Origin of the sequence: Georgenia sp. EYE_87, assembly GCF_023148685.1 — a bacterium.
Taxonomy (GTDB): Bacteria; Actinomycetota; Actinomycetes; order Actinomycetales; family Actinomycetaceae; genus Georgenia.
In genome coordinates this window covers 1-23,817 of record NZ_JAHXNL010000007.1, presented here as the reverse complement: position 1 = coordinate 23,817, position 23,817 = coordinate 1, and the positions used below count along the sequence as shown (strand labels likewise).

Genomic DNA, 23,817 nt, shown 5'->3' with positions numbered 1-23,817 from the left:
ACCCCGAACGTACCGCCGTCCCCGTGCCGCGCGTCGGACGCCCGCCGGGACTCAGCCCGCCGCGACGCCGGTGCGCGCCGGGGAACCCTCCTCGAAGTCCTCCGGGTAGCCGTTGAAGTGGTCGGGGTGGAACCCGATGCGCGCACCGCGGTCGAGGCCGTCGATGGCGGCCATGTCGGCCGCCGACAGCTCGAACCCGAGCACGTCGAGGTTCTCGGCCATGCGCGACGGCGTGACCGACTTGGGGATGACGACGTTGCCGAGCTGGAGGTGCCAGCGCACGACCACCTGGGCGGCCGTGCGGCCCAGCCGGTCCGCGATGCCGGTGATGACGGGGTCGCCGAGCACGGCGCCCTGCCCGAGCGGGCTGTACGCCTCCGTGAGGATGCCGTGCTCGGCGTTGAAGGCGCGCAGCTCCTTCTGCTGGTGGTACGGGTGCACCTCGATCTGGTTGACCGCCGGCCGCACGTCGGCGGCGTCGAGCAGCTCGGTCAGGTGGTGCGGGAGGAAGTTGGAGACCCCGATGGCCCGGACGCGCCCCGCGGCCCGCAGCTCCTCCATCGCCCACCAGGTGTTCAGCGTCTCGCCGCGGCCGGGGCACGGCCAGTGGATGAGGTACAGGTCGACGACGTCGAGCCCGAGCTTCTGCGCGCTGGCGTCGAACGCGGCGAGCGTGGAGTCGTGGCCCTGGTCGGGGTTGGCGAGCTTCGTCGTCACGAAGACCTCGTCGCGTGCGAGGCCGCTCGCGGCGAGGGCGGCCCCGACGCCCGCCTCGTTGCCGTACCGGGCCGCGGTGTCGATGCTGCGGTACCCGGCGGCCAGGCCGTGCGCGACCACCTGCTCGGTGTCCTCCGGCGGGACCTGGAAGACGCCGAGGCCGAGCTGCGGCATCGTCGTCCCGTCGTCGAGCGTGACCTGGGGCTGGTTCATCGGTCTCCTTCGTCGGGCGTGGGCCTGCCCAGCCATCCTGTCGAACGGCCGGGGCAAGATCCAAACCCGCCGCCGGGCCCGGGGCTCCGGCGCGCGCACGGAATCGTGCTCGGCGCTCAGCCCGCCCGGCGGGACCCCCCGGACGGCGTGGCTGCCGTAATATCCGGCCGTGATCATCCGTCGCGCCCTCGCGCGCGCCTACTGGGCGGTGAGCCGCTGGCACTACCGGTCCGCGCCCCTGCCCAAGGACGGTGCCGGCATCCTCATCGGAGCACCGCACACCTCGAACTGGGACTTCGCCCTCATGCTCGCGATCAGCTGGCGGGCGGGCGTGTCGGTGAAGTTCCTGGGCAAGAAGTCGCTGTTCAAGCGGCCGTTCGGCCCCCTCATGCGGGCGCTGGGCGGCATCCCGGTGGATCGCGCCCACCCCGCCGGCCTCGTCGACGAGCTGGTCGCCCGGGTCAACGCCGGCGAGCGCTTCTACCTGGTGATCACGCCGGAGGGCACCCGCAGCGCGTCGCCGTACTGGAAGTCGGGCTTCTACCGGATCGCGCGGGCCACCGGGCTTCCGGTCGTCCTCGGCTACGTCGACCGGACGACGATGACCTCCGGGCTCGGCCCCACGCTGCGGGTCACGGGCGACGTCGCGGGCGACATGGACCGCGTGCGCGCGTTCTACGACGGCAAGACCGGCGTCACGGGACGGACGACGACGCCGCGCCTGCACGAGGAGTCGCCGACGGGCTGAGGCCCGCCCGGCGCAGGGTGCACAAAGGCCCCAGCACCGAGGTGCCGGGGCCTTCAGCTGAGGTGGGTCCCACCTACGAGGTGGGGTGCCCTACCTGCGTAGAGGTCAGACCGGGCGGATGTTCTCCGCCTGCGGGCCCTTGGGGCCCTGGGTGACGTCGAACTCGACCTTCTGGTTCTCCTCCAGCGAGCGGTAGCCCGAGGACTGGATCGCGGAGTAGTGGGCGAAGACGTCGGCCGAGCCGTCGTCCGGCGCGATGAAGCCGTAGCCCTTCTCAGCGTTGAACCACTTAACGGTTCCGGTAGCCATGGTTGCTCCTTCCGAGCAGTGAGACAGCTCCCCGGTTGGGAACTGTGTGTCACGGTGTTCGTCGTCTGCTCCATGAAGGACAAGCAACCCGACAGGCGGCCGGGGCCTAACAAACTTGATGCACTGCAACTTGGGCACGAGCCTACGGCATAACCGATCGGTTGACGCAAGTGTTTCCCGGCACAACTTTTCCCGCAGGCCCGGCCGGCGTCTCCGCGCGCGCGTCTGTCAGACCATCATCACCCGCCGGCGCGGCCCCCACCTGTGCTTTCGACGAGGCGCCCGCGTGGCGGTCCGCCGCTAGCATCGGGACCACCCTCGCAGGAAAGAGTGTGATGTCCGACTTCCGCGTTCCGCTCGCCGACGCCCTCGACCCGCTCGTCCTCGCCCTCGACGTCGGCTCCACCGCCAGCCGTGGCGGCCTCTACGACGCGGCCGGCCGCCCGGTGCTCCAGCACCGGCACAAGGTCCCGCACCAGTTCACCACCGGGACGGACGGGACCTCGACCATCGACCCCGACCAGGTCGTCGCCGAGGTGGAGGAGATCGTCACCGCCCTGGCCCGCCCCGAGCTCACCGGCCGGATCGCCGGCGTCGCCCTGGACACCTTCGCCTCGTCCCTCGTCGGGGTGGGGCCGGACGGGCGCGCGCTGACGCCGTGCTTCACCTACGCCGACTCCCGCTGCGCGGCCCAGGTCACCGCCCTGCGCGCCGAGCTGGACGAGCGCGAGGTCCAGCAGCGGACCGGGACCCGGCTGCACTCGAGCTACCTGACGGCACGGTTCCGCTGGCTGCGCGAGACGGCGCCGTCGGCGTTCGCAGCCGTCGAGCGCTGGATGTCCCTGGGCGAGTACCTGTACCTGCGGATGCTCGGCACGACGGCGGTCGGCACCTCCACCGCCGCGTGGACCGGGCTGCTCGACCGGCGGACGGGCGCCTGGGACCCCGGCATGCTCGAGGTCGGCGGCGTCGACCTCGAGCAGCTGTCCGAGATCCGCACCCCGGACCGGCCGCTGGAGGCGGAGTCCAGGTGGCCCGCCCTGCGCGGTGCCCGCTGGTTCCCGGTCATCACCGACGGCCTCGCCTCGAACCTCGGCATCGAGGCGGACAACCCCTCGACCGTCGCGGTCGCGGCCGCCACCAGCGGCGCCATGCGCGTCCTCGTCTCCGAGGTGCCGGACGTGCTGCCGCCGGGGCTGTGGTGCTACCGCGTGGACGCGACGCGCTCCCTGCTCGGCGGCGCCCTGAACGACGTCGGGCGCGCCGCCACCTGGCTGGAGGAGAACGTCCGCCTCGAGGGGACCGACCTCGGCCAGGTCCTCACCGCCGAGCCGGTCCCCGGGACGCCCACCGTCCTGCCGTACTTCTCGGGCGAGCGCTCCACCGGCTGGGCCGCCGGCGCCCGGGCGCTGCTCGCGGACGTCTCTGCCGCCACCACCGCCCCGATGCTCTTCCGCGGGACGATGGAGGGCGTCGCGCTGTCCTACGCGCGGGTCGCGGCACAGCTGCAGCAGGTGGCCGGCCGGACGCAGCGGATCGTGGCCAGCGGCCGGGTGACGCAGGACCTCCCCGACTGGCTGCAGGTGCTCGCCGACGCGCTCGGCGCGCCCGTGGTCCCCGTGACGATCAAGCGGTCCACGCTGCACGGCACGGCACTCCTCGCGCTCGACACGCTCGCGCCCGGGATCGAGCGCGCGCCCGTCGACGTCGGCCCGACGCACCAGCCGGTCCCCGCCCGCGCGGCGTACTACGCCGACCGGGCGGCCCGCTACGAGGACCTGTACCGGGCGGTCGTCGCCGGCGGCTGACGCGCCACGGCTACCCGGTGGACCCGGCTACCCGGCGGCCCCCTCGCCCGTCATCGCGGTGGTCGCCCCTCCCCCGGCCTGCCTGGCGCGCCGCTCCCGCCGGGCTCGCACCAGCCGCACGCCGCCCAGCACCGCGATGAGCGCGCCCACGCCGCCGACGAAGATGCCGCCCATCAGCCAGAAGTAGAGCGGCTGGACGGTGTCGCCGCCCTCGGCGCCGGCCATCGACCCGCCGAGGAACCCGAACAGCGGGGCCAGCACGGCGATGACCGTGCCGATGAGGATGCGGTGGATCCCCGGCAGATCGCCCGGCTGGAGGGGCCGGTCCTCCGCCGGGCTGCCGGACCTCGCCTGCGGGGTGTCGGTGTCAGCCATGGCCGTCCCTCTCTGTGCTCGCCGGCGTCTCGTCCGCGCTCGGGCGCTCCCGCGGCGGCGACGTGCCGTTGGACCGCCCGTTGAAGGTCTCCATCAGCTGCGGCAGCTTCCCCAGGAAGGGCCCGATGATGTCGATAGGCAGCGGGAAGACCACGGTGGAGTTCTGGTCGGCCCCCAGCTCCAGCAGGGTCTGGAGGTAGCGCAGCTGCAGCGACGCGGGACTGCGGCTGAGCGTGTCCGCGGCCTGGCGCAGCTCCTCCGAGGCCTGCAGCTCGCCGTGGGCGTTGATGATCTTCGCCCGCCGCTCCCGCTCCGCCTCGGCCTCCCGGGCCATCGCCCGCTGCATCGCCTCGGGGATCTCGACGTCCTTGATCTCCACCACGTTGACCTGCACGCCCCACGGCGCCGTCTGCGCGGCGATGCTCTGGGCCAGGTCCTCGTTGAGGTCGGCCCGGTGCGCCAGCAGGGTGTCCAGGTCCGCCCGGCCGACGACGGAGCGCAGCGTGGTCTGCGCGATCTGCGAGGTGGCGACCGCGTGGTTCTCCACCGCCATCACGGACTGCACCGGGTCGGTCACCTGGAAGAGCACGACGGCGTTGACCCGGGCCGGCACGTTGTCCTTGGTGATGACCTCCTGCGGCGGGATGGTCAGCGTCACCACCCGCAGGTCCACGCGCACCAGCTTGTCCAGGCCCGGCACCAGCAGCCGCACCCCGGGCCCGAGCGCCGGCCGCAGCCGCCCCAGCCGGAAGGCCACACCGCGCTCGTACTCGCGCAGGATCTTCACCGAGGAGATCAGCAGCACCACCACGAGCGCCGCGACCACCCCGAGCACGATCTGCCACGTCATCGCTTCCCCCTCCTCGACCAGCCGCCCGGCAGCTCGCCGCCGTCGGCCGCCTTCTCGAACGCCCCCCAGCGGGTGGCGAACCGGTCCCCCTCGCCGGCGCCCGTCGTCGGCACCGGCGCCGGTGCCCGGCTCCCGATCTCGACCGGGACCGGCCCCGTCCCGGGGGCGCGACGACGGCGGTCGCTGGCGTACCCGGACCGGCGGCGCGCCTCGCGGGCTGCCGCCACGGCCCGGGCGGCGGCCGCGTCGTCTGGCATCTCGACCCTGACGTGCTCCGGGAAGGCCGCCGGCGTCCGCCGCAGGTGCGACCAGAGCGGCCAGCTGCCCACCGCGACGACGGCGAGCGCCACCCCCAGCACGACCAGCTCCCCCGCGCTGCCGCCGTCGAGCATCATCCCCAGGGGCCAGACCGCGCCGAGGACGGCGACGGCGCAGGCGATGCCGCGGTGGAACCGCTCCGCCTCCGAGGCGGGCCAGGGATCCACGCCCCGGGTGACCTCCCGGCCGTGGGACGAGCTGGTGCAGGTGTCCTTGACCGGGCAGGAGTTGCACACCGCCGGGCTGGCCCGGTACCGCATCACCCGGTTCTCCGGGTCGAAGGCGTGCGGCCACAGCCACTGGTCCTCCGGGCAGAGCCAGGCGTCATGGTCGGCGTGGTAGGTGAAGGCCCCGGAGCGCCACCGCGCGGTGTTGGAGGAGGTCCGGCGGGCGAGCAGGTCCAGCGCGTGGGCGACACCGAGCAGCGCCACCCCGTAGCCGGCCGCCAGCCAGACCGCGATGTCGACCTCGCCCATCACGCGCCCCCGCGTCCGGTGCCGGTGCCGCCCGGGCCCACCGGCTGCTCCTCGACGAAGAGCTGCTCCACGGGGACCTCGAGGCTGGTGGACCGGATGCGGTGGCGGACCCCGAGCCAGGTGATCCAGAGGAAGGGCAGGACCCCGCCGAGGATGAAGATCAGGTCTCCCGGCATGCGCAGCCACTCGAGCACGGCGTTGCCGGGGCGGGTGATGAAGTTCAGCTCGCGGGCCTCGAAGTAGCCGTCGTTGACGGAGTACCAGAGCTGGATGACGCCGAGCGGCAGTAGGGTCGCGAAGACCATCCAGGCCAGCCCGATGTTGAGCGACCAGAAGGAGAGCTTCGCCAGCCTGTCGGGCCAGCGGGCCGGCGGGATGAGGTAGCGCAGCGCGAACAGCGCCAGGCCGACGCCCATCATCCCGTAGACGCCCATCATGGCGCCGTGCGCATGGTTCGCCGTGAGCGCGGTGCCGATCTGGTAGTAGGAGATGATCGGCAGGTTGATGAGGAAGCCGAAGACGCCGGCGCCGAGGAAGTTCCAGAAGCCCACCGCGACGAGGAACATCACCGCCCAGCGGTGCGGGAACGGCGCCGAGCTGCGCGACTCCTGCCGCGAGCCGAGCTGGAGGAAGCTCCAGGCCTCGATGGTCAGGAACGTCAACGGGATGACCTCGAGCGCGGAGAAGAACGCGCCGAGCGCCATGTGCTCGACCGGGGTGCCGGAGAAGTACAGGTGGTGCATGGTGCCGAGGACGCCGCCGGCGGAGTAGAGGATGACGTCGAGGAAGATGATCTGCATGGCGATCTTGTGCCGGACCACGCCGAGCATCACGAAGATGTAGGCGACCATCACGGTGGTGAAGAGCTCGAGGAAGTCCTCCACCCACAGGTGCACCACCCAGAAGCGCCAGAACTCGGCGACGGTGAGGTGCGTCTGGGTGCCGGCGAGCAGGCCGACGGCGTAGAAGCCGGGGATCGCGAGGCCGGAGTAGAAGAACAGCCACGGCATGTTGCCCCGGTTCTCGGTCTTCAGCCGGGTGCGGATGGCGCGGAAGATGATCGCGATCCACAGGAACATGCCGACGGTGAGCAGGCCCTGCCAGACCTTCGGCAGGTCCAGGTACTCCCACTGCATGTCCCACAGCGGCGAGCCCTTGGCGAGCTCGACGCCGAAGATGCTCATCGCCTCGCCGGCGAAGGAGCCGACGATGACGAGCGCGACGGCGCCGAGGAGGCCGTAGGCGAGCCAGTGCTGGTTCTTCGGCTCGCGCCCGGAGATGTACGGGGCGATGAAGATGCCGGCCCCCAGGAAGGAGGCGGCGGTCCACAGCAGCGCGAGCTGCACGTGCCACGTCCGGGCCAGGTTGAACGGCAGGATCTGCGCGAGGTCGATGCCGAAGAAGCTCGAGAGGTCGGCGCGGTAGTGCTCGACGGCGCCGCCGAGCAGCGCCTGGGCCAGGAACAGCAGCGCGACGACGAAGAAGAACCAGGCGGTGGCGCGCTGGGCGGGGGTGACGGCAACCTCGCCCGGCTGCTTGAACGCGAGCGTCCGGGTCTCGGCGGAGTGCCAGCCGATGCTGCGGCTCCAGCGGCCGTAGATGGCGAACAGGGCGCCCGTGCCGGCCAGCAGGGCCACCAGGGACAGGCCGCTCCACACCAGGATGTCGGCCGTGGGGCCGTTGTCGACGAGCGGCTCGGCGGGCCAGTTGTTCGTGTACGAGTAGTCGTGGCCCGGCCGCTCCGCCGCCGACGCCCACGCCGTCCACGCGAAGAACGACGTCAGCTGGCGGATGTCCTCCGGGTCGGTGATGGCGTCGGGGATGAGCCCGTACTGGGTGGTGGACGAGCCGAAGTAGGCGGCGTAGTGCTGCTGGACCTCCTCGAACGCCTGGATCTGCAGGTCGGTGAGCTCGAGGGTGCCGGTGGCCTCGTCGTAGCGGTTGGTCCGCATCATCTCCACGAGGGCGCCCTGCGGGTCCTGCTCGCCGGCACCCTCGAGCTGGTCGAGGACGTAGGTGGCGGAGCGGCGCAGGTAGTCGGCGGTGTAGTCGGGGCCGAGGTACCCGCCGTGCCCCATGACGGAGCCGTACTGCTGCAGGCCGCGGCGCAGGAAGATCTGCTGGCCCGAGGTGATGTCCTCCCCCGTGAACACCACCTCCCCCTGGGCGTCGACCACCCGGTCGGGCTGCGGCATGGAGTCGGTGTAGGTGCGCAGGGCCAGCAGGCCCATCACGAAGAAGCCGAAGAGCATCACGAGCCCGACGCCCTGCACCCACCCCTTCGAGACCATGAACTCGGTACGCGTACGGCCTTCGGGCGCGATCTGGACCACGGCAGTTCCCCCTCCCGGAAATGCCCCCGAGAGAACCGCAGAAAACCACCACGGTCACCATAGGAATCGTCGGTCTGGTGCCCGCATCCGGGTCCCGCTCCTGCTGGCGGCGTTGCCGTGCAGTCGGGGCGACTCTTCAGATATGGGTTTCGCGCGCACCGCGAACCTAGCGGAGAAGCACGGGGAGGGAAAGAGCGAAGATTTTCACGGAAATTTCTCGACGGCGTTCCTCCGCGGCGCCACCTCGTCGCGGCTCAGCCCCGGGGCGCCGGGTCGTCGGCAGGGTCGGCGGCGCGGACCCGCCGGCCGGAGACGTGCGCCAGCTCGATCGCGATCGGGATCCCCTTGCCGCGCACCGCCCAGGCCTCCCCCGGCGGCAGGTCGGGGTTGACCAGCTCGTCGCCCACGAGGTGGGACCGGCCACGGACGACGACCGACCAGCCCGTGCGGCTCGAGACGTCGAACTCGCCGATCCCGAAGGACATCGCGCGGTTGTGGGCGGCCGCCGCGAGCTTGCTGCCGTAGGAGGTGGTGAGCACCATCTCGTCGCGGTGGAGGACGTAGTTGACCGGGACCAGGCGGGCGCCGTCGTCGTCCGGGTAGGCGACCCAGCCGACAACGCCCTCGCCCAGCAGGCGCAGGCACTCGTCCCTGGAGAGCTCCTCGAACTGGTACACGTCCGCCTCCTGCCGCCGAGTTCCGAGTGTGGCACGGTCGCCCACGGCGCAGGCCGGATCAGGCTCTCCCAGCCCCGGCCTGCCCGCGTACCCGCCCCCTCCCGCGACTCAGCTGCAGCCGCTGGTCGAGCCGCACCCCTCGCAGACGTAGCACGAGCCCGAGGGCCGCATCTTGATGCCGCAGGACATGCACAGCGGCGCGTCCGCGCGCTGGCCCTGCTGCAGCTCGAGCAGCTCGGCCGAGGAGTGCGGACGGGCCGGGGTCGGCGCGGAGGGTGCGCTCGCGGCCGCGGGCGCGGGTCCGGCGACCGCCTCCTCCACCGGCTCGTTGAGGTCGGCGAGGTCGGTCTCGGCCGGCGTGTACGAGCCGGTCTCGGCGTAGCGTGCCCGCTCGGTGGTGGTGAAGATCCCCATCTCCGACCGCGTCTCGAACGGCAGGTGGTCCAGCGCCAGGCGTCGGAAGACGTAGTCCATGATCGACTGCGCCATCCGCACCTCGGGGTCGTCCGTCATGCCGGCCGGCTCGAAGCGGAGGTTGGTGAACTTCTGGACGAAGATCTCCAGCGGCACCCCGTGCTGGAGGCCGATCGAGATCGCGATGGAGAACGCGTCCATCACGCCGGCCAGGGTGGAGCCCTGCTTGCCCAGGCGCAGGAAGATCTCGCCGAGGCCGTCGTCGGGGTAGGACCCGGCGGTGAGGTAGCCCTCCGCGCCGCCGACCGTGAACGACGTCGTCACGGAGGGGCGCTGCTTGGGCAGCCGCTTGCGGGCGGCCCGCGGCGGCCCGTCGGTGCTGGCAGCCGCCGGGGTGGCGGCCGGCGCCGGGGCGGCGGCGTCGGCGGCGCTCGGGGCCGACGCCCCGCTCGAGAGGGGCTGGCCCACCTTGCAGTTGTCGCGGTAGACGGCGAGCGCCTTCAGGCCGAGCTTCCACCCGTCGAAGTAGACCTGCTCGATGTCCTCCACGGTCGCCGTCTCGGGCAGGTTGACGGTCTTCGAGATGGCGCCGGAGAGGAACGGCTGGACCGCGGCCATCATCTTCACGTGGCCCATCGGGGCGATGGAGCGCAGGCCCATGGCGGTGTCGAAGACCTCGTAGTGCTCGGGCCTCAGGCCCGGGGCGTCGACGACGTGCCCGTGCTCGGCGATGTGCTCGACGATCGCCTCGATCGTCTCCTCGGCGTAGCCCATCCGGCGCAGCGCGCGCGGCACCGTCTGGTTGACGATCTGCATGGACCCGCCGCCGACGAGCTTCTTGAACTTCACCAGCGAGAAGTCGGGCTCGATTCCCGTGGTGTCGCAGTCCATCATGAAGCCGATGGTCCCGGTGGGGGCGAGCAGGGACGCCTGGGCGTTGCGCCACCCGTGCTCGGCGCCGAGGGCGTTGCCGGTCTGCCACTGGCCGGTCGCCGCCTCGTGGATCGCGGCGTCCATGGCGTTGACGGTGCGCAGCTCGTCGTTGGCGGCGGCGTGCTTGCGCATGACGCGCTGGTGGCCGGCGGCGTTGCGGGCGTAGCCGTCGTAGGCGCCGAGGGCCGCGGCGAGCTCGGCGGAGCGGCGGTAGGCCGTCGCCGTCATGAGCGAGGTGATCGACGCCGCGAGGGAGCGTCCGCCGTCGGAGTCGTAACCGTGGCCGGTGGCCATGAGCAGCGCGCCGAGGTTGGCGTAGCCGATGCCGAGCTGGCGGTAGGCGCGGGTGGTCTCGCCGATCGCCTCGGTCGGGAAGTCGGCGAAGCAGATGGAGATGTCCATCGCGGTGATGACGAGCTCGACGGCTGCGACGAACCGCTCGACGTCGAAGGTGTCGTCCTCGCGCAGGAAGGTGAGCAGGTTGACCGAGGCGAGGTTGCAGGAGGAGTTGTCCAGGTGCAGGTACTCGCTGCACGGGTTCGACGCGGTGATGCGGCCGGACTCCGGGGAGGTGTGCCAGTCGTTGATGGTGTCGTCGTACTGCAGGCCGGGGTCGGCGCACTCCCAGGCGGCCTTCGCGATCGCGCGGAAGAGGCCCTTGGCGTCGACGGTCTCGACGACGTGCCCGTCGAGGCGGGCCTTGAGGTCGAACGTGCCGCCGGACTCGACCGCGCGCATGAACTCGTCGGTGACCCGCACCGAGTTGTTGGCGTTCTGGTACTGCACGGAGACGATGTCCCTGCCCCCGAGGTCCATGTCGAACCCGGCGGCGCGCAGGGCGCGGATCTTGTCCTCCTCGCGCGCCTTGGTCTCGACGAACTCCGCGATGTCCGGGTGGTCGACGTCGAGGACGACCATCTTGGCGGCGCGGCGGGTGGCGCCGCCGGACTTGATGGTGCCGGCCGAGGCGTCCGCGCCGCGCATGAAGGAGACGGGGCCGGACGCGTTGCCGCCGGAGGAGAGGAGCTCCTTGGAGGAGCGGATCCGCGAGAGGTTCAGGCCGGCGCCGGAGCCGCCCTTGAAGATCAGCCCCTCCTCCCGGTACCAGTTGAGGATCGAGTCCATCGTGTCGTCGACGGAGAGGATGAAGCAGGCGGAGACCTGCTGCGGCGAGGCGGTGCCGACGTTGAACCAGACCGGGGAGTTGAACGCGAAGACCTGGTGCAGGAGGAGCCAGGTCAGCTCGTCGGAGAAGACCTCGGCGTCGGCCTCGGTGGCGAAGTAGCCGTTTTCCCTCCCGGACGCGGTGTAGGTGCGCACGACGCGGTCGATGACCTGCTTCAGGCTGCGCTCCCGGGCGTCGGTGCCCAGCGCGCCGCGGAAGTACTTGGTGGTGACGATGGTGGCGGCGTTGACCGACCAGCTGGCGGGGAACTCCACGCCGTGCTGCTCGAAGACGGTCTCGCCGGTGCGCCAGTTCGTCTGCACGATGTCCCGGCGGTCCCACTCGACCTCGTCGTACGGGTGGGTCCCGGCCGTGGAGAACACGCGCGGGATCGTCAGCCCGCGCCGCCTGGCGCGTGCGGATCCGCTCTTCCTGCTGGCCGGGGTGACGCTCATGGTCTGCTCCTTCGGACGCTGCTGCGGTCCGGGTGGGGCTCTGTGCCAGTACCCATTGTGGACCTGTCATGACGACTTGTCACCACAACATGTGGTGTTTGTAATTTCCGAGCGCCACTATATGTAGTGGTGGGGGTCCGTAGTGGGACTTAGGGCCCGCGCCGCGCCGCACGGCGCGTGCGGCCCGTGGGAGTGCGCCGGGGCGGGTGCGACGGCGACCATGGTCCGTAGCGACCGAGGGTGGTGGTGCGGCCATGCGGAGCCGACGGGCACCGCGGGGCACGGAGGTGGTTGCGGCGCCCCGTGCGCCCCTCACCGAGCGCCTCCTCGTGCGCCTGCCGGGGCCGCGGACGGCGGGGGTCGCGGCGTGGGCGCTGGTGCCGTGGGTGAACCTGGCGGCCGTCAGCGGGCTCGACCCGTCGATGTGGGGGCGCGGTGTCCCGTGGGGCGAGGTGCTCAACCGGGTCGCGGCCTCCTTCGCCGTCGTCCTCTCGCTCTGGGGCGTCTCCCGGATCGACGAGGAGCTGTACCGGCTGCGGCCGGCTCTGACGCACGTCATCGCCGAGACCGAGCCGGACGTCGCCCGCCTGTTCCGTGGGATCGACTCGGCCGCGCTCCCCCTCCTGCTGACGGCGGGGGTCGGGGTCGTCCTGCCCCTCGACGAGGCGCTGCGCGGGGACGGGGCCGCCGCCGCGGTCCAGGGGCTGACCTGGCTGGTCATCGGCGTGCCGCTGTGCACCGCCGTCTGGGTGTACGTGGTGCTGCAGCGGGGGCTGATGCGGCTCGGACGCGGCCACGTGACGCTCCTGGGCTACCGCGGGGACCGCTCGCTCGGGCTGCGGCCGGTGGGCAGGCTGGCCTTCACCGGCTTCTGGCTGCTCTTCGGCGCGATCGGGCCGCTGGTGCTGACCGGGCTCACCGACGTCCCGGTCGCCGCCGTCGGCATCGGCGCGCTCGTCGCCGCGCTCTGCCTGTTCTTCCTGTCGCTGCGCGGCATCCACCGGCAGATGGTGGCCGTCAAGCAGCAGGAGCTCGCGCTGGCGCTGGTGCTCTACCGGCAGGCGCTCGACCGGGTGCGCACCGAGCCGACGCTCGAGGTGCTGCAGCAGCAGTCCGGGCTGCTCGGCGCGGCCGAGAACCTGGAGAAGCGCGCCGAGCGCATCCTCGAGTGGCCGTTCGACGAGTCCACCCTCGCCCGCGTCCTGACCATCGCCTCGAGCGCGGCGGCGGGCATCATCGCCCGGCTGGTGCTGGTGCCGACCGGGATCTGACGCGGCGGCTCACAGCCAGTGGTGCCGTCTGAAGACCCGGTACAGCACCACGCCGCCGACGACCATGGCGAGCAGCGCGAGCGGGTAGCCGTAGACCCACTCGAGCTCCGGCATGTGGCGGAAGTTCATCCCGTAGATCGTCCCGATGAGGGTCGGGGCGAACAGGATCGCCGCCCAGGAGGAGATCCGCTTGACCTGCTCGCTCTGGAGGTAGCTGGCCTCGGTGACGCGCCTCGTCTCCTCGTTCTGCATCTGGGCCACGAGCGTGGCGTTGACCGTCAGGGCGTTCTGCAGCAGCGCCCGGAAGGCGTCGACCCGCTCGACCACGCGGATGGCGTGGTCGTGGACGTCGCGCAGCCGGTGCCGCAGCTCGACGTCCACGCCGTAGCGGTCGAACCCCTGCTCCAGGCTGTCCAGCATGACCAGCAGCGGGTGGGTCGCCCGCTGGAAGGCCATCACCTCGCGGGAGAGCTCGTAGATCCGGCGCGAGACGGTCGGGTCGCTCTCGAAGAGCTGGTCCTCGATCTCGTCGATGTCGTTCTCCAGGCCGGCGACCACCGGCGCGTACTCGTCCACGACCTGGTCGAGGATCGCGTAGAGCACGGCCTCGGGGCCGAGCCGGAGGGTCTGCGGGTCGTGCTCGAGGCGCCGCCGCACCTTGCCGAGGTCGGGTGACTCGGCGTGCCGCACGGTGACCACGAAGCCCGGGCCCGTGAAGATGTGGAGCTCGCCGAACTCCACCTTCTCGGTCTCCTCGACGTAGCGGGCCGGGCGGAGCACCGTGAAGAGCGTGTCGCCGTAGCGCTCCAGCTTGGGGCGCTGGTGGGCCTTGTTGGCGTCCTCCTCGGCGAGCTCGTGCAGGCGGAACTCACGGGCGACGGCGCCCACCTCCTCCGGCGACGGCCGGTAGAGGCCCACCCACGCCATCCCGCCGTGACGGTGGAGCAGGGCGAAGGTCTGCTCGAGGTCGCCCGGCGTCGCGACCCGTTCGCCGTCGACGTAGATCTCGTTGTCCACCACGGGCATGGGCGTGCGCCTCCTCCTGGCCGCGGGCTCCTGGGGCCGGTCGTCCTCAGGGAGCGCCGGTCGCCCGAGTCTGCCCGGCGACCGGGCCCTCGCGCTCGTCGGCACGCCCCGGTCCGGCGCCGAACACGGCCCGGACCGCCGCGCGGCGCAGCGTGGCGAGGACCGGCCGGCCGAGCACAGCGACGCCGACGGCCGTGGTCAGCGCGCGCCCGAGGTCCCAGGCGAGCGAGGTCGCGAGCGAGTAAAGGGCGAACCTGCGCAGGTTCTCCGGCACGGGGTCGCCGGGGACGAAGGAGATGGCCGTGCCGGCGCCGAGCTGGAACGGCCAGAACGCGAGGTTCATCGCCCAGCCGTACGCGAGGGCGGCGACGGCGCCGTAGCCGGCCAGCGCCGCCACCTCGCGCCAGCCGCGCAGACGTCCGGGCAGCAGACCCGCGCCCAGGCCGACCCAGGAGGCGGCGAGCATCTGGAACGGCAGCCAGGGCCCGACGCCACCGGTCAGGAGGGCGGAGGCGAGCAGCGTCGTCGAGCCGAGGACGAAGCCGAAGCCGGGCCCGAAGACGCGGGCGCCGAGGACGATGACCAGGAAGACCGTCTCCACGCCGCCGGTGCCGCCGGCGACGGGGCGCAGCAGCGCGCCGACGGCGGAGAGGAGCCCCAGCATCGCGACGGCCTTGACGTCGATGCCGCCGTCGCCGAGCCCGACGAAGAGCACGCCGAGCGCGGCGGCCAGGACGACGCCGAGGACCAGCGGGGCGTCCGTCCCGTCGGCCAGCGTGGCGCCGGGCTGGACCACGAGCGGCCAGCCGAAGGCGAGCAGCCCGAGCAGCGAGGCGAGCACGAGCGCGACGGCCATCCGCCGGCTCACCGGCACCGCGCGGGCCGGGTCGACCCGGCTCACGGCGCACCGCCGGGCAGCAGGCGACGGACGTCGTCGACCGTGAGCACGTCGAGCGGGCGGAGGATCTTGGCGACCTGCGGGGAGAAGGTGGCGGAGTCGTGCAGCACGGCGCGGGCGGGCGCGTCCGCCACCACCTCGCCGCCGGCGAGGAGCACGACCCGGTCGGCGCAGCCCGCGACGAACTCGACGTCGTGGGTGGCGAGCAGGACGGCGCGGCCGAGCTGGCGCAGCGACCGCAGGAGCCCGGCGAGCCGGGTCTTGCCGGTGTAGTCGAGGCCGCGGGTGGGCTCGTCGAGCAGGAGGACGCCGGGGCGCCCGGTGAGCTGCACGGCGAGCGCGAGAGCGAGTCGCTGGCCCTCGGACAGGTCCCGGGGGTGGGCGGCGTCGGGCGTGCCGGGGGCGAGGGCGTCCAGGACGTCGCGGGCGGCGCCGGGCGCGGCGCCGGCCTGCTCGTCGGCGGCGGTGCACTCCTCGGCGACCGTCGGCAGGTACAGCAGGTCGGAGGGGGTCTGGGGGACGAGGGCCACGTGCCGCCGCGCGACGGCCGGTGCCAGGGTGGCGGGGTCCGGTCCGAGGGCCGCGCCCTCTCCGTCACCTGGAACGGCGAGGCGCACGGTGCCCCCGCTGCGGGGCCCCTGCCCCTGCAGCGCCCACAGCAGGGAGGACTTGCCCGAGCCGTTGCGCCCCATCAGCGCGACGATCTCGCCCGCGCGCAGGGTCAGGTCCACGCCGCGGACCGCGTCCACGTCCCCGTGCCGCACCCGGACCCCCCGGGCCTCGAGCACGGGTGCGCCCGCACCGGCGGCCCCCGGCAGCTCACCCCGGCGCCGAGCATGCCCTGACCGCCCGTCCGCCACCCCGAACGGCGCGTCAGGGCATTCTCGGCGTGCGGAGAGCGACGCCGTCCCCGAGAGCCGGTCAAGCAGGGGGCCGGCGAGCCGACGGGCGTCCCGTACGGACAACGGCAGCGGGTCCCAGCCCGCCCAGCGGCCGAGCTCGACCACCGGCGGGGCGACGGCGGAGCCGGCGAGCACCCGCGCGGGCGGCCCAGACACCGCCTCCCCGCCGGGCGCCAGCGAGATCACCCGGTCCGCGAACTGCACCACCCGCTCCAGGCGGTGCTCAGCCAGCAGCACGGTGATGCCGACGTCGTGCACGAGCCGCGCCAGGGCGGCGAGCACGTCCTCCGCGGCGGCGGGGTCGAGGGCCGAGGTCGGTTCGTCCAGCACGAGCACGCGCGGCTGGGCGGTGAGGACGGCACCGATCGCGACGCGCTGCTGCTCGCCGCCGGAGAGGTCGGCGAGCGCACGGTCGCGCAGCCGAGCCAGGCCGAGGAGGTCGAGGACCTCCTCCACCCGCTTGCGCATGAGCGCCGGCGCGACGCCGATCTGCTCCATCCCGAACGCGAGCTCCTCCTCGACGGTGTCGGTGACGAAGCCGGCGGGAGGATCCTGCGCGACGATGCCCACGACGTCGGCCAGGTCCCGCGGCAGGTGGTCGCGGGTGTCGCGCCCGTCCACGAGCACGCGGCCGGAGAGCAGCCCACCGGTGAAGTGCGGGACGCGGCCCGCGGCCGCCCCGAGGAGGGTGGACTTCCCGGAGCCCGTGGCCCCGACGACGAGGCACAGCTCGCCCTCCTCGACGCGCGCGTCGACGTGGCTGAGCACTGATGCGTCCGCGCCGGGGTAGGTGACGGAGAGGTCCTCGAAGCGGATCACCGCACGCTCCTCGGTCGCACGACGGCGGGCGCCGCGGCCGCCAGGGCGGCCAGGGCCCCGGCGACGGGCAGCGCGGGCCAGGCGGGCGGGCTGACGGGCGCCGCCATCGCCGTCGGCCCGAGGGCCGCGCCGGCGAGGACGCCGGCGGCGGCGAGGACGCCGCACCCGGCGACGGCCCACTCCTCGGCCCGCCAGGGGTCGGGCCGGTACCGGGTGCGGCGCACGCGGCGCCCGGCGAGGGCGGAGGCCAGGACGGCGACGGCGGCTCCCACGGCGAGGAGGGTGGGGCCGGTCCAGTCGGGGGCGGCGCCGTCGAGCAGGCCGTAGGTGCCGAGCACGGCGGCGAGCAGGCCGACGACGAGGGCGACCCCGACCCAACGGTCACCGCCCGGGGTGGTGGTGCGGGCGTAACCGCGCGAGTCCATCGACGCCGCGAGCGCGAGGGCGTGGTCGAGCGCGTCCTGGAGCACCGGCACCAGGCGGGCGGCGGCGGCGCGTGGCCCGCGGGCGTCGAGGCCGCGCAGCCGCTGCGCGCGGCGCACGCGACCGACCGCGGCGGCGAGCTGGGGGGCGACGGTGACCGCGATGACGACCGCGGTGCCGAGGTGGTGCAGCGAGGCGGGCAGGCAGCGCAGCGCCCGCTTGGGGTTGGCCAGGGCGTTGGCGGCGCCGAGGGCGACGATGAGCGCGGCGAGGCGGAGCCCGCCGTAGAGGGCGGCGAGCAGCCCGGAGAGGTGCACCGGGCCGAGGAGCTCCACCCCGACCGCCCAGTCCGGCAGCGGGACGCCCGGCAGGTCGACCACGACCGGGCTGGCGTCGTCGACGCCGACAAGGACGTGGAAGAGGACGCGCACGGCGGTCACCACCCCGCCCAGCACCAGGTAGGCGCCGAACGCGCGGGCCCAGGGCGAGTCGTCGCGGTGGACGGCGACGACCAGGACCACGGCGACCCCGAGCAGCACCACGACCACCGGGTTGGTGGTGCGGGTCAGGGCGACCGCGACGCCGCCGGCCCAGGCCCACCACCCGAGCGGGTGCAGGCGGCCACGGGCGGCCGCCACCCGCGCCGGCGTGCGCGCGGCGGCGGTGGCGGTGGCGGCAGCCCCGGTGGTGGTCATGGGCGTCCGTCAGGCCCTGCCCCGGCGGCGCAGCAGCACGACGGCGAGGACCAGCGCGACGGCCGCGGCACCCAGCCCGACCACCAGCCCGGTCGAGGGGCCACCGGCAGCGGCGGCGTCGTCGTCCGCAGTGGTGGCGCCCTCGGTCGCTGCGTCCGACGCGTCGCCGCTCTCGGCCGCGCCTGCTGCCGCCAGCTCCGCCGTCGTCACGCCCGGTCCGGCGGAGCCGTCGTTGTAGCGCCAGCCCTCGAAGGTGCCCGGCGCGGGGTCGGCGGTGTCGGCGCCCTCGGTGCGGGCGGTCCACCCGCCGTCCGCCTCGGCGGAGAAGTAGGCCCAGTAGTTGCCGTCGAACTCCTCGGGGCACGGGTCCGGGAGGCCGTCGACGGCGCAGATCATCCCGGGCACCGAGTCGGTGGTGGTGAAGCCGGCGCTCTCGAGCGCCTCGCGGCCGCTGGCCGGGTCGCCCTCCGCGCAGCCCACGCGGACGTCCTCGCCGAGGTCGGTCAGATCGACGACGACGGTGACCCCGGTGTCGTCGGCGCACGCCGTGCCGCTCACCTCGGCCGGGCCGGCGGTGGCCTGGGCGGGCAGCGCGGGAACGAGCGCGACGACGGCGAGAGCCGCGGCGCAGCCGGCGACCCGCGCGAGGCGGGCCGGCGTGGGGGTGACCGACGTGCTGAGTCGGGGCGGGGCGGTGTGCATGCGAACCTCTCGGGCTGGGGTCGCGCACGGACCCGCACCCGGGTGCGCGCACGCCGGGCCCGGGCTCGCCCGCAGACCACGACGGGTGGAGCCTGACGCCCCGGCCAGGTGCTCCGGCTCGCCGCCTCACGGCGACCTACGGTTGCGGGTCAGCGCCGGATTTCAACCGGCTTCCCCTGGTTTCGGGACGGTGTTCAGCTGTTCTCTCGGGGTTCATTGTCCACCACGCCGGGGGTGGTGCGATGCTTCCCGGGTGGCGCGCATCTACACCGGCACCGGGGACGACGGTTCCACCGGCCTCTTCCTGGGTGGTCGGACCTCCAAGGGCGACGTCCTGGTGGACGCCTACGGGGACGTCGACGAGGTGGTCGCCGTGCTCGGCGTCGCCCGTGCCGGCTGTCCGGACTCCGTGCTCGCGGACCGGCTGCTCGGGCTGCAGCGTGAGCTGTTCGTGGTCGGCGCGGACCTGGCGACCCGTCCCGAGCGGCGACGGCGCCTCGTCGACGGCGTCTCACGGGTGACGCCGTCGATGGTCGCCGCGCTGGAGCGCCACATCGACGAGCTCGTCGCCGAGCGGCCCCTGCGTCCGGTGTTCGTGGTGCCGGGGGCGACGCCGACCAGCGCCGCGCTCGACCACGCCAGGACCGTCGTCCGGCGGGCGGAGCGTCACGCGGTGGCGGCCCGTGAGGGCGGCCACGAGGTGGCGGAGCCCGCGCTGACGTACCTCAACCGGCTCTCCGACCTGCTGTTCGTGCTGGCCCGCCACGCGGCCGGCGAGGCCGAGGAGCCCGCGAGCCACGAGTGAGCGCACGCCCGTCCTGCGCCCGGACCCAAGAGGAGAGCTGATGCTCCAGGTCGACCCGACGTCGTCGGTGCCGCCGTTCGAGCAGCTTCGCGAGCAGATCACCGCCCAGGTCGGGACGGGCGAGCTGCGCGCGGGCGACCGCCTGCCCACCGTCCGCCGCCTCGCCGAGGACCTCGGCATCGCGGCGAACACCGTGGCGCGGGCGTACCGCGTGCTCGAGGCCGACGGGCTCCTGGAGGGCCGCGGGCGGGCGGGCACGTTCGTGGCCGACGACGACTCCGGGCGTGCGGCACGTGCCGCCGCCCGGACGTACGCGACGACCGTGCGGGCCCTGGGCCTCGGCGACGACGAGGCGGTCGAGCTGGTGCGGCGCGCACTGACGGCGTAACCGTCCACGCCGTCCGGTACCACACCCCGCCGGGCGTGCCACGCCATCGCTGCTGTGATCCTCGACTCATCGTGACCCCGTTCATAGGTTGGACAGGGTGCGGGCCGTTACGCTTCCGTGACAATCCGGTCGGGACCACCATCCCGGCACTCGCCCGCTCCGCGTCTCGCGCCTCGTCGGGCATCCCGCACGGCCACAGGCCGGCCCCGTTCCTGGAGGATCCTTGACACGAAGCACCATGCCCGACAGCGCCGGCACCGCGACCGAGCGCACCCGCGGCGCCCACCGGGCCGACCCGACGCCGCGCTTCAGCCGCTTCGCCGCCAAGGCGTGCGCGCTGGGCGTGCTGGGCGCGCTGACCGTCGCCGTGCCCGTCTTCGCCGCCAGCTCCGACGACGCCAACGCCGTCGCGGCCAAGGCCGCCCCGCAGGCCACCACCAGCACCCTCGAGACCCTGGACGCCGGGTTCGCGACCGCCGCGAAGGAGGCTCCGTCGTCGGGCGTGCTCGTGGACGACACCGCCGCCGACCGCCGCGCCGGCGCCGAGCGCGCCTCCCGCGTGCAGGTGCGGGAGCCGCTGCCCACCGAGGCCGAGAAGGCCGAGGCCGCTGCGGCGGCGGCCGCCGAGATCGCCGCCGCGACCCCGCCGCCTCCCCCGGCCCCCGAGGTGGTCATGCCCGTCGCCGCCGGGGACTACCGCCTGACGTCGAAGTACGGCCCGCGTTGGGGCGGCATGCACACAGGCGTCGACTTCGCCGCGCCGCTCGACACCCCGATCCACGCGGTCGCCGACGGTGAGGTCACCTACGTGGGCACGGGCAAGGATGGCCGGTCCAGCATGCTCATCACCGTCAAGCACGAGGTCGACGGCAAGGTGTTCGAGAGCTGGTACAACCACATGTACCCGGACGACCTGAAGGTCTCCGTGGGGCAGAAGGTCGAGGCGGGCGACGTCATCGCCGGGGTGGGCAACAACGGACGCTCCACCGGCCCGCACGTGCACTTCGAGATCCACACCGACGATGACGGCACCACCACCGAGCCGCTGGGCTGGCTGGAGTCGCTCGGAGCGGTGGACGTCAGCGAGCTCTGACGAGGTCCACCGCACGCGGACGGGGTCAGGCGACGAAGCCCGGCTCCCCTGACGCGTCGGTGAGCGGGTAGCCCGCGTAGTCCCACTCACGCAGGCCGCCCCGAAGGTTGTGCGCCGCGTAGCCGTGCGCGGCGAGGAGCTCGGCGGCACGCGCCGAGCGGGGTCCTGAGCGGCAGACCGTCACGACGGCGCCCTGCGGGATCTCGCCCCGGCGGGCGAGGATCCTCGTCAACGGGATGTTGACCGAACCCTCGATGTGCCCCGCCCGCCACTGAGCCGGCTCACGGACGTCGACGACGGTGGCGCCGTCGGCGATCAGCCGTCGAGCCTGGTGCGGGCGCACCTTCCGGTACGCGTTCCGCCGGTGGCGGCGGAGGCGGGCGAGCCACCCTCCGCGCGTCGTCTCCCCGGACTCTGCGGGACGGTCGATCGGCCGTGTGAGCTGGCTGGTGGGCAAAGGGCTACCTCCGCTTGCGTGTGGGTGGGTGACATAAGGATCAACGGGCCACGCTCCGGATTTGTTCCCGTGAGCGGCCAGAACCTGCGGCTCAGCAGCCCTGACGCGGCTGGCTGAGGCACACTCGCGGCATGCGCGAGCTCGTCGTCCTCGGCACGGCGTCCCAGGTGCCGACCCGGACCCGGAACCACAACGGCTACTTCCTGCGCTGGGACGGTGAGGGTCTCCTCCTCGACCCCGGCGAGGGCACCCAGCGGCAGATGATCCATGCCGGTGTGGCGTCGTCGCGAGTGACCCGCATCTGCCTCACCCACGTCCACGGTGACCACTGCTTCGGTCTGCCCGGCGTGCTGTCCCGCATGGCCGTGGACGGCGTGGACCACCCCGTGCACCTGCACTACCCGGCGTCCGGCGAGGAGGTCGTGCGGGCTCTCGTCACCGTCGCGGGTGGCGGCGTCGACCTGCGGCTGCACCCGCACGGCGGGGCCGGCGAGATCGCCGACGGGATCGACGTCGTGCCGCTGGACCACCGCATCGAGACGTACGGCTACCGGCTGCGCGAGCCGGAGGGCCGGACGTTGCTGCCGGACCGACTGGCGGCCGCGGGCCTGTCCGGGCCGGCCGTGGGTGAGCTGCAGCGGCGGGGCCGGGTGGGCCGAGTTCGGCTCGAGGACGTGAGCGCCCCTCGACCCGGCCAGCGTTTCGCGTTCGTCATGGACACCGCGCCGTGCGCCGGGGCCGAGGAGCTGGCGAGCGGTGCTGACCTCCTCGTCACCGAGTGCACGTTCGCCGACGAGGACGCGGCGCTCGCCAGGGAGTACCGGCATCTCACCGCCGGGCAGGCCGGCTCGATCGCGGGCGACGGCGGTGCGCGGCGCCTCGTGCTGACGCACTTCTCGTCGCGTTACCCGGGCGTCGCTCCCCTGACCGCACAGGCACGGGCGACCGCCGGTGGCGCGGAGGTCGTCACGGCGGCGGACCTGGATCGCTTCCCGTTTCCGCGACGTCGTCCCGTCACGACCTCGAGCGGGGTGCCGGCCTCTGGTCAGGATGGGACACCGCTGCCCGACCAGCCTCTGGCGCCCTGGCCGTAGCGCCGGTCCGGCGTAGGAGCCTCCCTCCGAGGAGACGGGGCAGCGCCACGGCCAGGAGCATGACGCCGGTCGCGACCGCCGTCGTCCCGCCGAGCGCCCACGCTCCGTAGACGGCCAGGGTGGCGACCTCGCTACCGACACCGGCGACCGAGGTGATGCTGGCCCGGTGCGTGCTCGGGATCAGTTCCTGGAGGCGGGCCTCCGAGATCACCCGGACCGCCTGGTAGATGCCGTAGAAGACGGCGATGACGGCCACGCCCGCCGGGTGCGCGATCTGTTCGACGGCGGCGAGGAGCAAGGCACCGACCGTGAGCAGCACGGCCAGCCGGGTGACCGACACCCGCCCTGCCCGACCGCCGAGCCAGGCGCCGAGTGCGCCGACGAGCGGGACAGCGAGCAAGACGATCGGCACCCAGGCTGTCGGCACGCCGCGCTCGGCGGCGAGCAGCGGGAAGTACTCCTCGAGGCCGTCGACCGCGAGCAGCAGGGCGACCAGCACGACCGCACCACGCACTCCACGTCTGGCGACCGTCGCGCGCAGCTCTCTGACGACATGGGGCAACGCCGTACGCTCTTCGTGGCCGCCTCCCGGTCGACGCCGGGTCGCCGGGAGCCGCGCCGCGAGGACGGCCGCCAGCAGGCACATCGCCACACTCACCGCTCCGACGAGACCGAACCCGCCGACGGCGAACAGAGCGGTCGCCGCCAGCGCCGCGGGAACCTGGGCGACGAGTGCGGCGGCTTCGACGCGGCCGAGCACCTTCGGGTAGAGCTTGCGTGCACCGGCCGCGTCGAGTCCGTCGAAGAGCAGCGCCTCGAAAGCACCCGAGGCGAACGCTCCACCGACGGCCCACAGGGCGAACCCGGCGGCGAACGTCGTGAAGCCGGGCACGAGCACCCATAGCGCGAAGGCGGACGCCTGCAGCAGCGAGGAGGCGACGACGGCGCCACGCCGCGAGTAACGGTCGGCGAGTATGCCGGTCGGCACCTCGGCGACGACTGCGACGGCGGACCAGATCGCGAAGAGCGCGGAGATCTCCGCGCCGCTTAGGCCGGTGTCGGCGAACAGCAACGCGTAGAGCGGATAGAGCGGCATCGCCTCGGCGACGAACGCCCATGCGGTGGCGGTTCGGATGAGCCGACGGGCCGACCGCGGGTCTGGATCAGATCAATGTCGCATGGGGAGAGTCTGCGCCTGCCCAGCTGGCGCCGTCTACCCGTTTCACCGTGGCCGCCGTGTCACCGTGCCCGACAGCCGTCGGCGATCAGAAGGGTGGTGGGTCGTCGCGTTCGTCGTGGAGGGGTTCGGGTCGGCCGTGGTGGGGCGGGCGGACGGCGAGGAGGGTGACGGTGCCGTTGCGTTCGCGGCGGTAGGTGTGCCCGGAGGGGGTGAGCCAGACGAAGATGCCGGGCTCGGGCTGGGTGACGGCGAAGGCGCCGACGGTCTTGGTGA

Annotated in this window: 23 protein-coding genes and 1 riboswitch; of the genes, 7 read left to right on the top strand and 16 right to left on the bottom strand. The window is 73.4% G+C overall.

Annotation, left to right across the window (positions count from 1 at the left end):
- Positions 1-51 precede the first annotated feature (51 nt).
- Complete coding sequence (locus KZX45_RS11365) at positions 52-930, bottom strand: aldo/keto reductase (protein WP_248257857.1); 879 nt, start codon at positions 928-930, stop codon at positions 52-54.
- 169 nt (positions 931-1,099) lie between these two features.
- Here KZX45_RS11365 and KZX45_RS11360 point away from each other — a divergent pair, with 169 nt between their 5' ends.
- Complete coding sequence (locus tag KZX45_RS11360; RefSeq protein WP_248257856.1) at positions 1,100-1,678, top strand: 1-acyl-sn-glycerol-3-phosphate acyltransferase; 579 nt, start codon at positions 1,100-1,102, stop codon at positions 1,676-1,678.
- A 105-nt stretch (positions 1,679-1,783) separates the two neighbouring features.
- Here the strand turns inward: KZX45_RS11360 and KZX45_RS11355 are convergent, their stop codons facing one another.
- Positions 1,784-1,987, bottom strand: coding sequence for a cold-shock protein (locus tag KZX45_RS11355; protein WP_248257855.1), 204 nt, complete (start codon positions 1,985-1,987; stop codon positions 1,784-1,786).
- 335 nt (positions 1,988-2,322) lie between these two features.
- On the opposite strand from KZX45_RS11355, the gene KZX45_RS11350 reads away from it, so the two are divergent.
- The gene (locus KZX45_RS11350) at positions 2,323-3,795 is read left to right on the top strand and encodes a gluconokinase (RefSeq protein WP_248257854.1); all 1,473 of its coding nucleotides are present in this window, start codon (positions 2,323-2,325) and stop codon (positions 3,793-3,795) included.
- A gap of 27 nt (positions 3,796-3,822) precedes the next feature.
- Here the strand turns inward: KZX45_RS11350 and KZX45_RS11345 are convergent, their stop codons facing one another.
- The 6 genes from KZX45_RS11345 to KZX45_RS11320 all read right to left on the bottom strand — a co-directional run bounded on the left by KZX45_RS11345 (position 3,823) and on the right by KZX45_RS11320 (position 11,791).
- Positions 3,823-4,170, bottom strand: a complete 348-nt coding sequence (locus KZX45_RS11345; RefSeq protein WP_248257853.1) for a hypothetical protein — start codon at positions 4,168-4,170, stop codon at positions 3,823-3,825.
- Positions 4,163-5,020, bottom strand: coding sequence for a slipin family protein (locus KZX45_RS11340; protein ID WP_248257852.1), 858 nt, complete (start codon positions 5,018-5,020; stop codon positions 4,163-4,165). Before KZX45_RS11340 ends, KZX45_RS11345 begins: the two co-directional genes overlap by 8 nt.
- Complete coding sequence (locus tag KZX45_RS11335; protein WP_248257851.1) at positions 5,017-5,814, bottom strand: hypothetical protein; 798 nt, start codon at positions 5,812-5,814, stop codon at positions 5,017-5,019. Before KZX45_RS11335 ends, KZX45_RS11340 begins: the two co-directional genes overlap by 4 nt.
- Positions 5,814-8,147, bottom strand: a complete 2,334-nt coding sequence (locus tag KZX45_RS11330; RefSeq protein ID WP_248257850.1) for a nitric-oxide reductase large subunit — start codon at positions 8,145-8,147, stop codon at positions 5,814-5,816. Before KZX45_RS11330 ends, KZX45_RS11335 begins: the two co-directional genes overlap by 1 nt.
- A 254-nt stretch (positions 8,148-8,401) precedes the next feature.
- Positions 8,402-8,824, bottom strand: a complete 423-nt coding sequence (locus tag KZX45_RS11325) for a pyridoxamine 5'-phosphate oxidase family protein (protein ID WP_248257849.1) — start codon at positions 8,822-8,824, stop codon at positions 8,402-8,404.
- Between the two features lie 108 nt (positions 8,825-8,932).
- The gene (locus KZX45_RS11320; RefSeq protein ID WP_248257848.1) at positions 8,933-11,791 is read right to left on the bottom strand and encodes a vitamin B12-dependent ribonucleotide reductase; all 2,859 of its coding nucleotides are present in this window, start codon (positions 11,789-11,791) and stop codon (positions 8,933-8,935) included.
- Positions 11,792-12,045: 254 nt separating this feature from the next.
- Between KZX45_RS11320 and KZX45_RS11315 the strand changes: the two genes are divergently transcribed.
- Positions 12,046-13,062 (top strand): hypothetical protein, encoded by a 1,017-nt coding sequence (locus KZX45_RS11315; RefSeq protein WP_248257847.1) that lies wholly within the window; start codon positions 12,046-12,048, stop codon positions 13,060-13,062.
- A 9-nt stretch (positions 13,063-13,071) separates the two neighbouring features.
- Here KZX45_RS11315 and KZX45_RS11310 read toward each other — a convergent pair whose 3' ends face one another.
- From KZX45_RS11310 to KZX45_RS11290, 5 genes are read right to left on the bottom strand one after another with little or no spacing between them, the layout of a single operon-like run.
- Positions 13,072-14,088 carry a magnesium and cobalt transport protein CorA gene (locus KZX45_RS11310; RefSeq protein ID WP_248257846.1) on the bottom strand — a complete coding sequence of 339 codons (1,017 nt, stop codon included), beginning with the start codon at positions 14,086-14,088 and terminating at the stop codon, positions 13,072-13,074.
- Between the two features lie 46 nt (positions 14,089-14,134).
- The gene (locus tag KZX45_RS11305; protein WP_248257845.1) at positions 14,135-14,989 is read right to left on the bottom strand and encodes an ECF transporter S component; all 855 of its coding nucleotides are present in this window, start codon (positions 14,987-14,989) and stop codon (positions 14,135-14,137) included.
- Positions 14,986-16,707: an ABC transporter ATP-binding protein gene (locus tag KZX45_RS11300; RefSeq protein WP_248257844.1), complete on the bottom strand. Its 1,722-nt coding sequence runs from the start codon at positions 16,705-16,707 to the stop codon at positions 14,986-14,988. Before KZX45_RS11300 ends, KZX45_RS11305 begins: the two co-directional genes overlap by 4 nt.
- Positions 16,704-17,825 (bottom strand): CbiQ family ECF transporter T component, encoded by a 1,122-nt coding sequence (locus tag KZX45_RS11295; RefSeq protein ID WP_248257843.1) that lies wholly within the window; start codon positions 17,823-17,825, stop codon positions 16,704-16,706. The genes KZX45_RS11300 and KZX45_RS11295 overlap by 4 nt, the downstream gene beginning before the upstream one ends.
- A gap of 9 nt (positions 17,826-17,834) precedes the next feature.
- Complete coding sequence (locus tag KZX45_RS11290) at positions 17,835-18,527, bottom strand: hypothetical protein (protein ID WP_248257842.1); 693 nt, start codon at positions 18,525-18,527, stop codon at positions 17,835-17,837.
- 85 nt (positions 18,528-18,612) lie between these two features.
- A riboswitch (cobalamin riboswitch) is annotated at positions 18,613-18,744 on the bottom strand.
- Between the two features lie 36 nt (positions 18,745-18,780).
- On the opposite strand from KZX45_RS11290, the gene KZX45_RS11285 reads away from it, so the two are divergent.
- The 3 genes from KZX45_RS11285 to KZX45_RS11275 all read left to right on the top strand — a co-directional run bounded on the left by KZX45_RS11285 (position 18,781) and on the right by KZX45_RS11275 (position 20,813).
- On the top strand, positions 18,781-19,332 hold the full coding sequence (locus KZX45_RS11285; protein WP_248257841.1) for a cob(I)yrinic acid a,c-diamide adenosyltransferase: 552 nt from the start codon (positions 18,781-18,783) through the stop codon (positions 19,330-19,332).
- Between the two features lie 40 nt (positions 19,333-19,372).
- A complete protein-coding gene (locus KZX45_RS11280; RefSeq protein WP_248257840.1) occupies positions 19,373-19,720 on the top strand; it encodes a GntR family transcriptional regulator in 348 nt (115 codons plus the stop codon).
- Between the two features lie 223 nt (positions 19,721-19,943).
- Entirely contained in the window at positions 19,944-20,813 is an 870-nt protein-coding gene (locus KZX45_RS11275; protein WP_248257839.1) for a M23 family metallopeptidase, read from the top strand.
- Between the two features lie 25 nt (positions 20,814-20,838).
- Here the strand turns inward: KZX45_RS11275 and KZX45_RS11270 are convergent, their stop codons facing one another.
- Positions 20,839-21,270: a rhodanese-like domain-containing protein gene (locus KZX45_RS11270; protein WP_248257838.1), complete on the bottom strand. Its 432-nt coding sequence runs from the start codon at positions 21,268-21,270 to the stop codon at positions 20,839-20,841.
- Between the two features lie 131 nt (positions 21,271-21,401).
- Between KZX45_RS11270 and KZX45_RS11265 the strand changes: the two genes are divergently transcribed.
- The gene (locus KZX45_RS11265) at positions 21,402-22,364 is read left to right on the top strand and encodes a ribonuclease Z (RefSeq protein ID WP_248257837.1); all 963 of its coding nucleotides are present in this window, start codon (positions 21,402-21,404) and stop codon (positions 22,362-22,364) included.
- Here the strand turns inward: KZX45_RS11265 and KZX45_RS11260 are convergent.
- Together KZX45_RS11260 and KZX45_RS11255 are read right to left on the bottom strand one after the other, a co-directional pair.
- Positions 22,285-23,460, bottom strand: a complete 1,176-nt coding sequence (locus KZX45_RS11260; protein WP_248257836.1) for an MFS transporter — start codon at positions 23,458-23,460, stop codon at positions 22,285-22,287. The two genes, KZX45_RS11265 and KZX45_RS11260, sit on opposite strands and share 80 nt — an antisense overlap.
- A 169-nt stretch (positions 23,461-23,629) precedes the next feature.
- The coding region (locus KZX45_RS11255) for a hypothetical protein (protein WP_248257835.1) at positions 23,630-23,817 on the bottom strand (188 nt) is incomplete at its 5' end.

Coding starts and splice junctions, on each gene's coding strand:
- KZX45_RS11365 (WP_248257857.1), bottom strand. CDS start 930: ATGAACCAGCCCCAGGTCACGCTCGACGACGGGACGACGATGCCGCAG.
- KZX45_RS11355 (WP_248257855.1), bottom strand. CDS start 1,987: ATGGCTACCGGAACCGTTAAGTGGTTCAACGCTGAGAAGGGCTACGGC.
- KZX45_RS11350 (WP_248257854.1), top strand. CDS start 2,323: ATGTCCGACTTCCGCGTTCCGCTCGCCGACGCCCTCGACCCGCTCGTC.
- KZX45_RS11345 (WP_248257853.1), bottom strand. CDS start 4,170: ATGGCTGACACCGACACCCCGCAGGCGAGGTCCGGCAGCCCGGCGGAG.
- KZX45_RS11340 (WP_248257852.1), bottom strand. CDS start 5,020: ATGACGTGGCAGATCGTGCTCGGGGTGGTCGCGGCGCTCGTGGTGGTG.
- KZX45_RS11335 (WP_248257851.1), bottom strand. CDS start 5,814: ATGGGCGAGGTCGACATCGCGGTCTGGCTGGCGGCCGGCTACGGGGTG.
- KZX45_RS11320 (WP_248257848.1), bottom strand. CDS start 11,791: ATGAGCGTCACCCCGGCCAGCAGGAAGAGCGGATCCGCACGCGCCAGG.
- KZX45_RS11315 (WP_248257847.1), top strand. CDS start 12,046: ATGCGGAGCCGACGGGCACCGCGGGGCACGGAGGTGGTTGCGGCGCCC.
- KZX45_RS11310 (WP_248257846.1), bottom strand. CDS start 14,088: ATGCCCGTGGTGGACAACGAGATCTACGTCGACGGCGAACGGGTCGCG.
- KZX45_RS11295 (WP_248257843.1), bottom strand. CDS start 17,825: ATGACCACCACCGGGGCTGCCGCCACCGCCACCGCCGCCGCGCGCACG.
- KZX45_RS11290 (WP_248257842.1), bottom strand. CDS start 18,527: ATGCACACCGCCCCGCCCCGACTCAGCACGTCGGTCACCCCCACGCCG.
- KZX45_RS11280 (WP_248257840.1), top strand. CDS start 19,373: ATGCTCCAGGTCGACCCGACGTCGTCGGTGCCGCCGTTCGAGCAGCTT.
- KZX45_RS11265 (WP_248257837.1), top strand. CDS start 21,402: ATGCGCGAGCTCGTCGTCCTCGGCACGGCGTCCCAGGTGCCGACCCGG.
- KZX45_RS11260 (WP_248257836.1), bottom strand. CDS start 23,460: ATGCCGCTCTATCCGCTCTACGCGTTGCTGTTCGCCGACACCGGCCTA.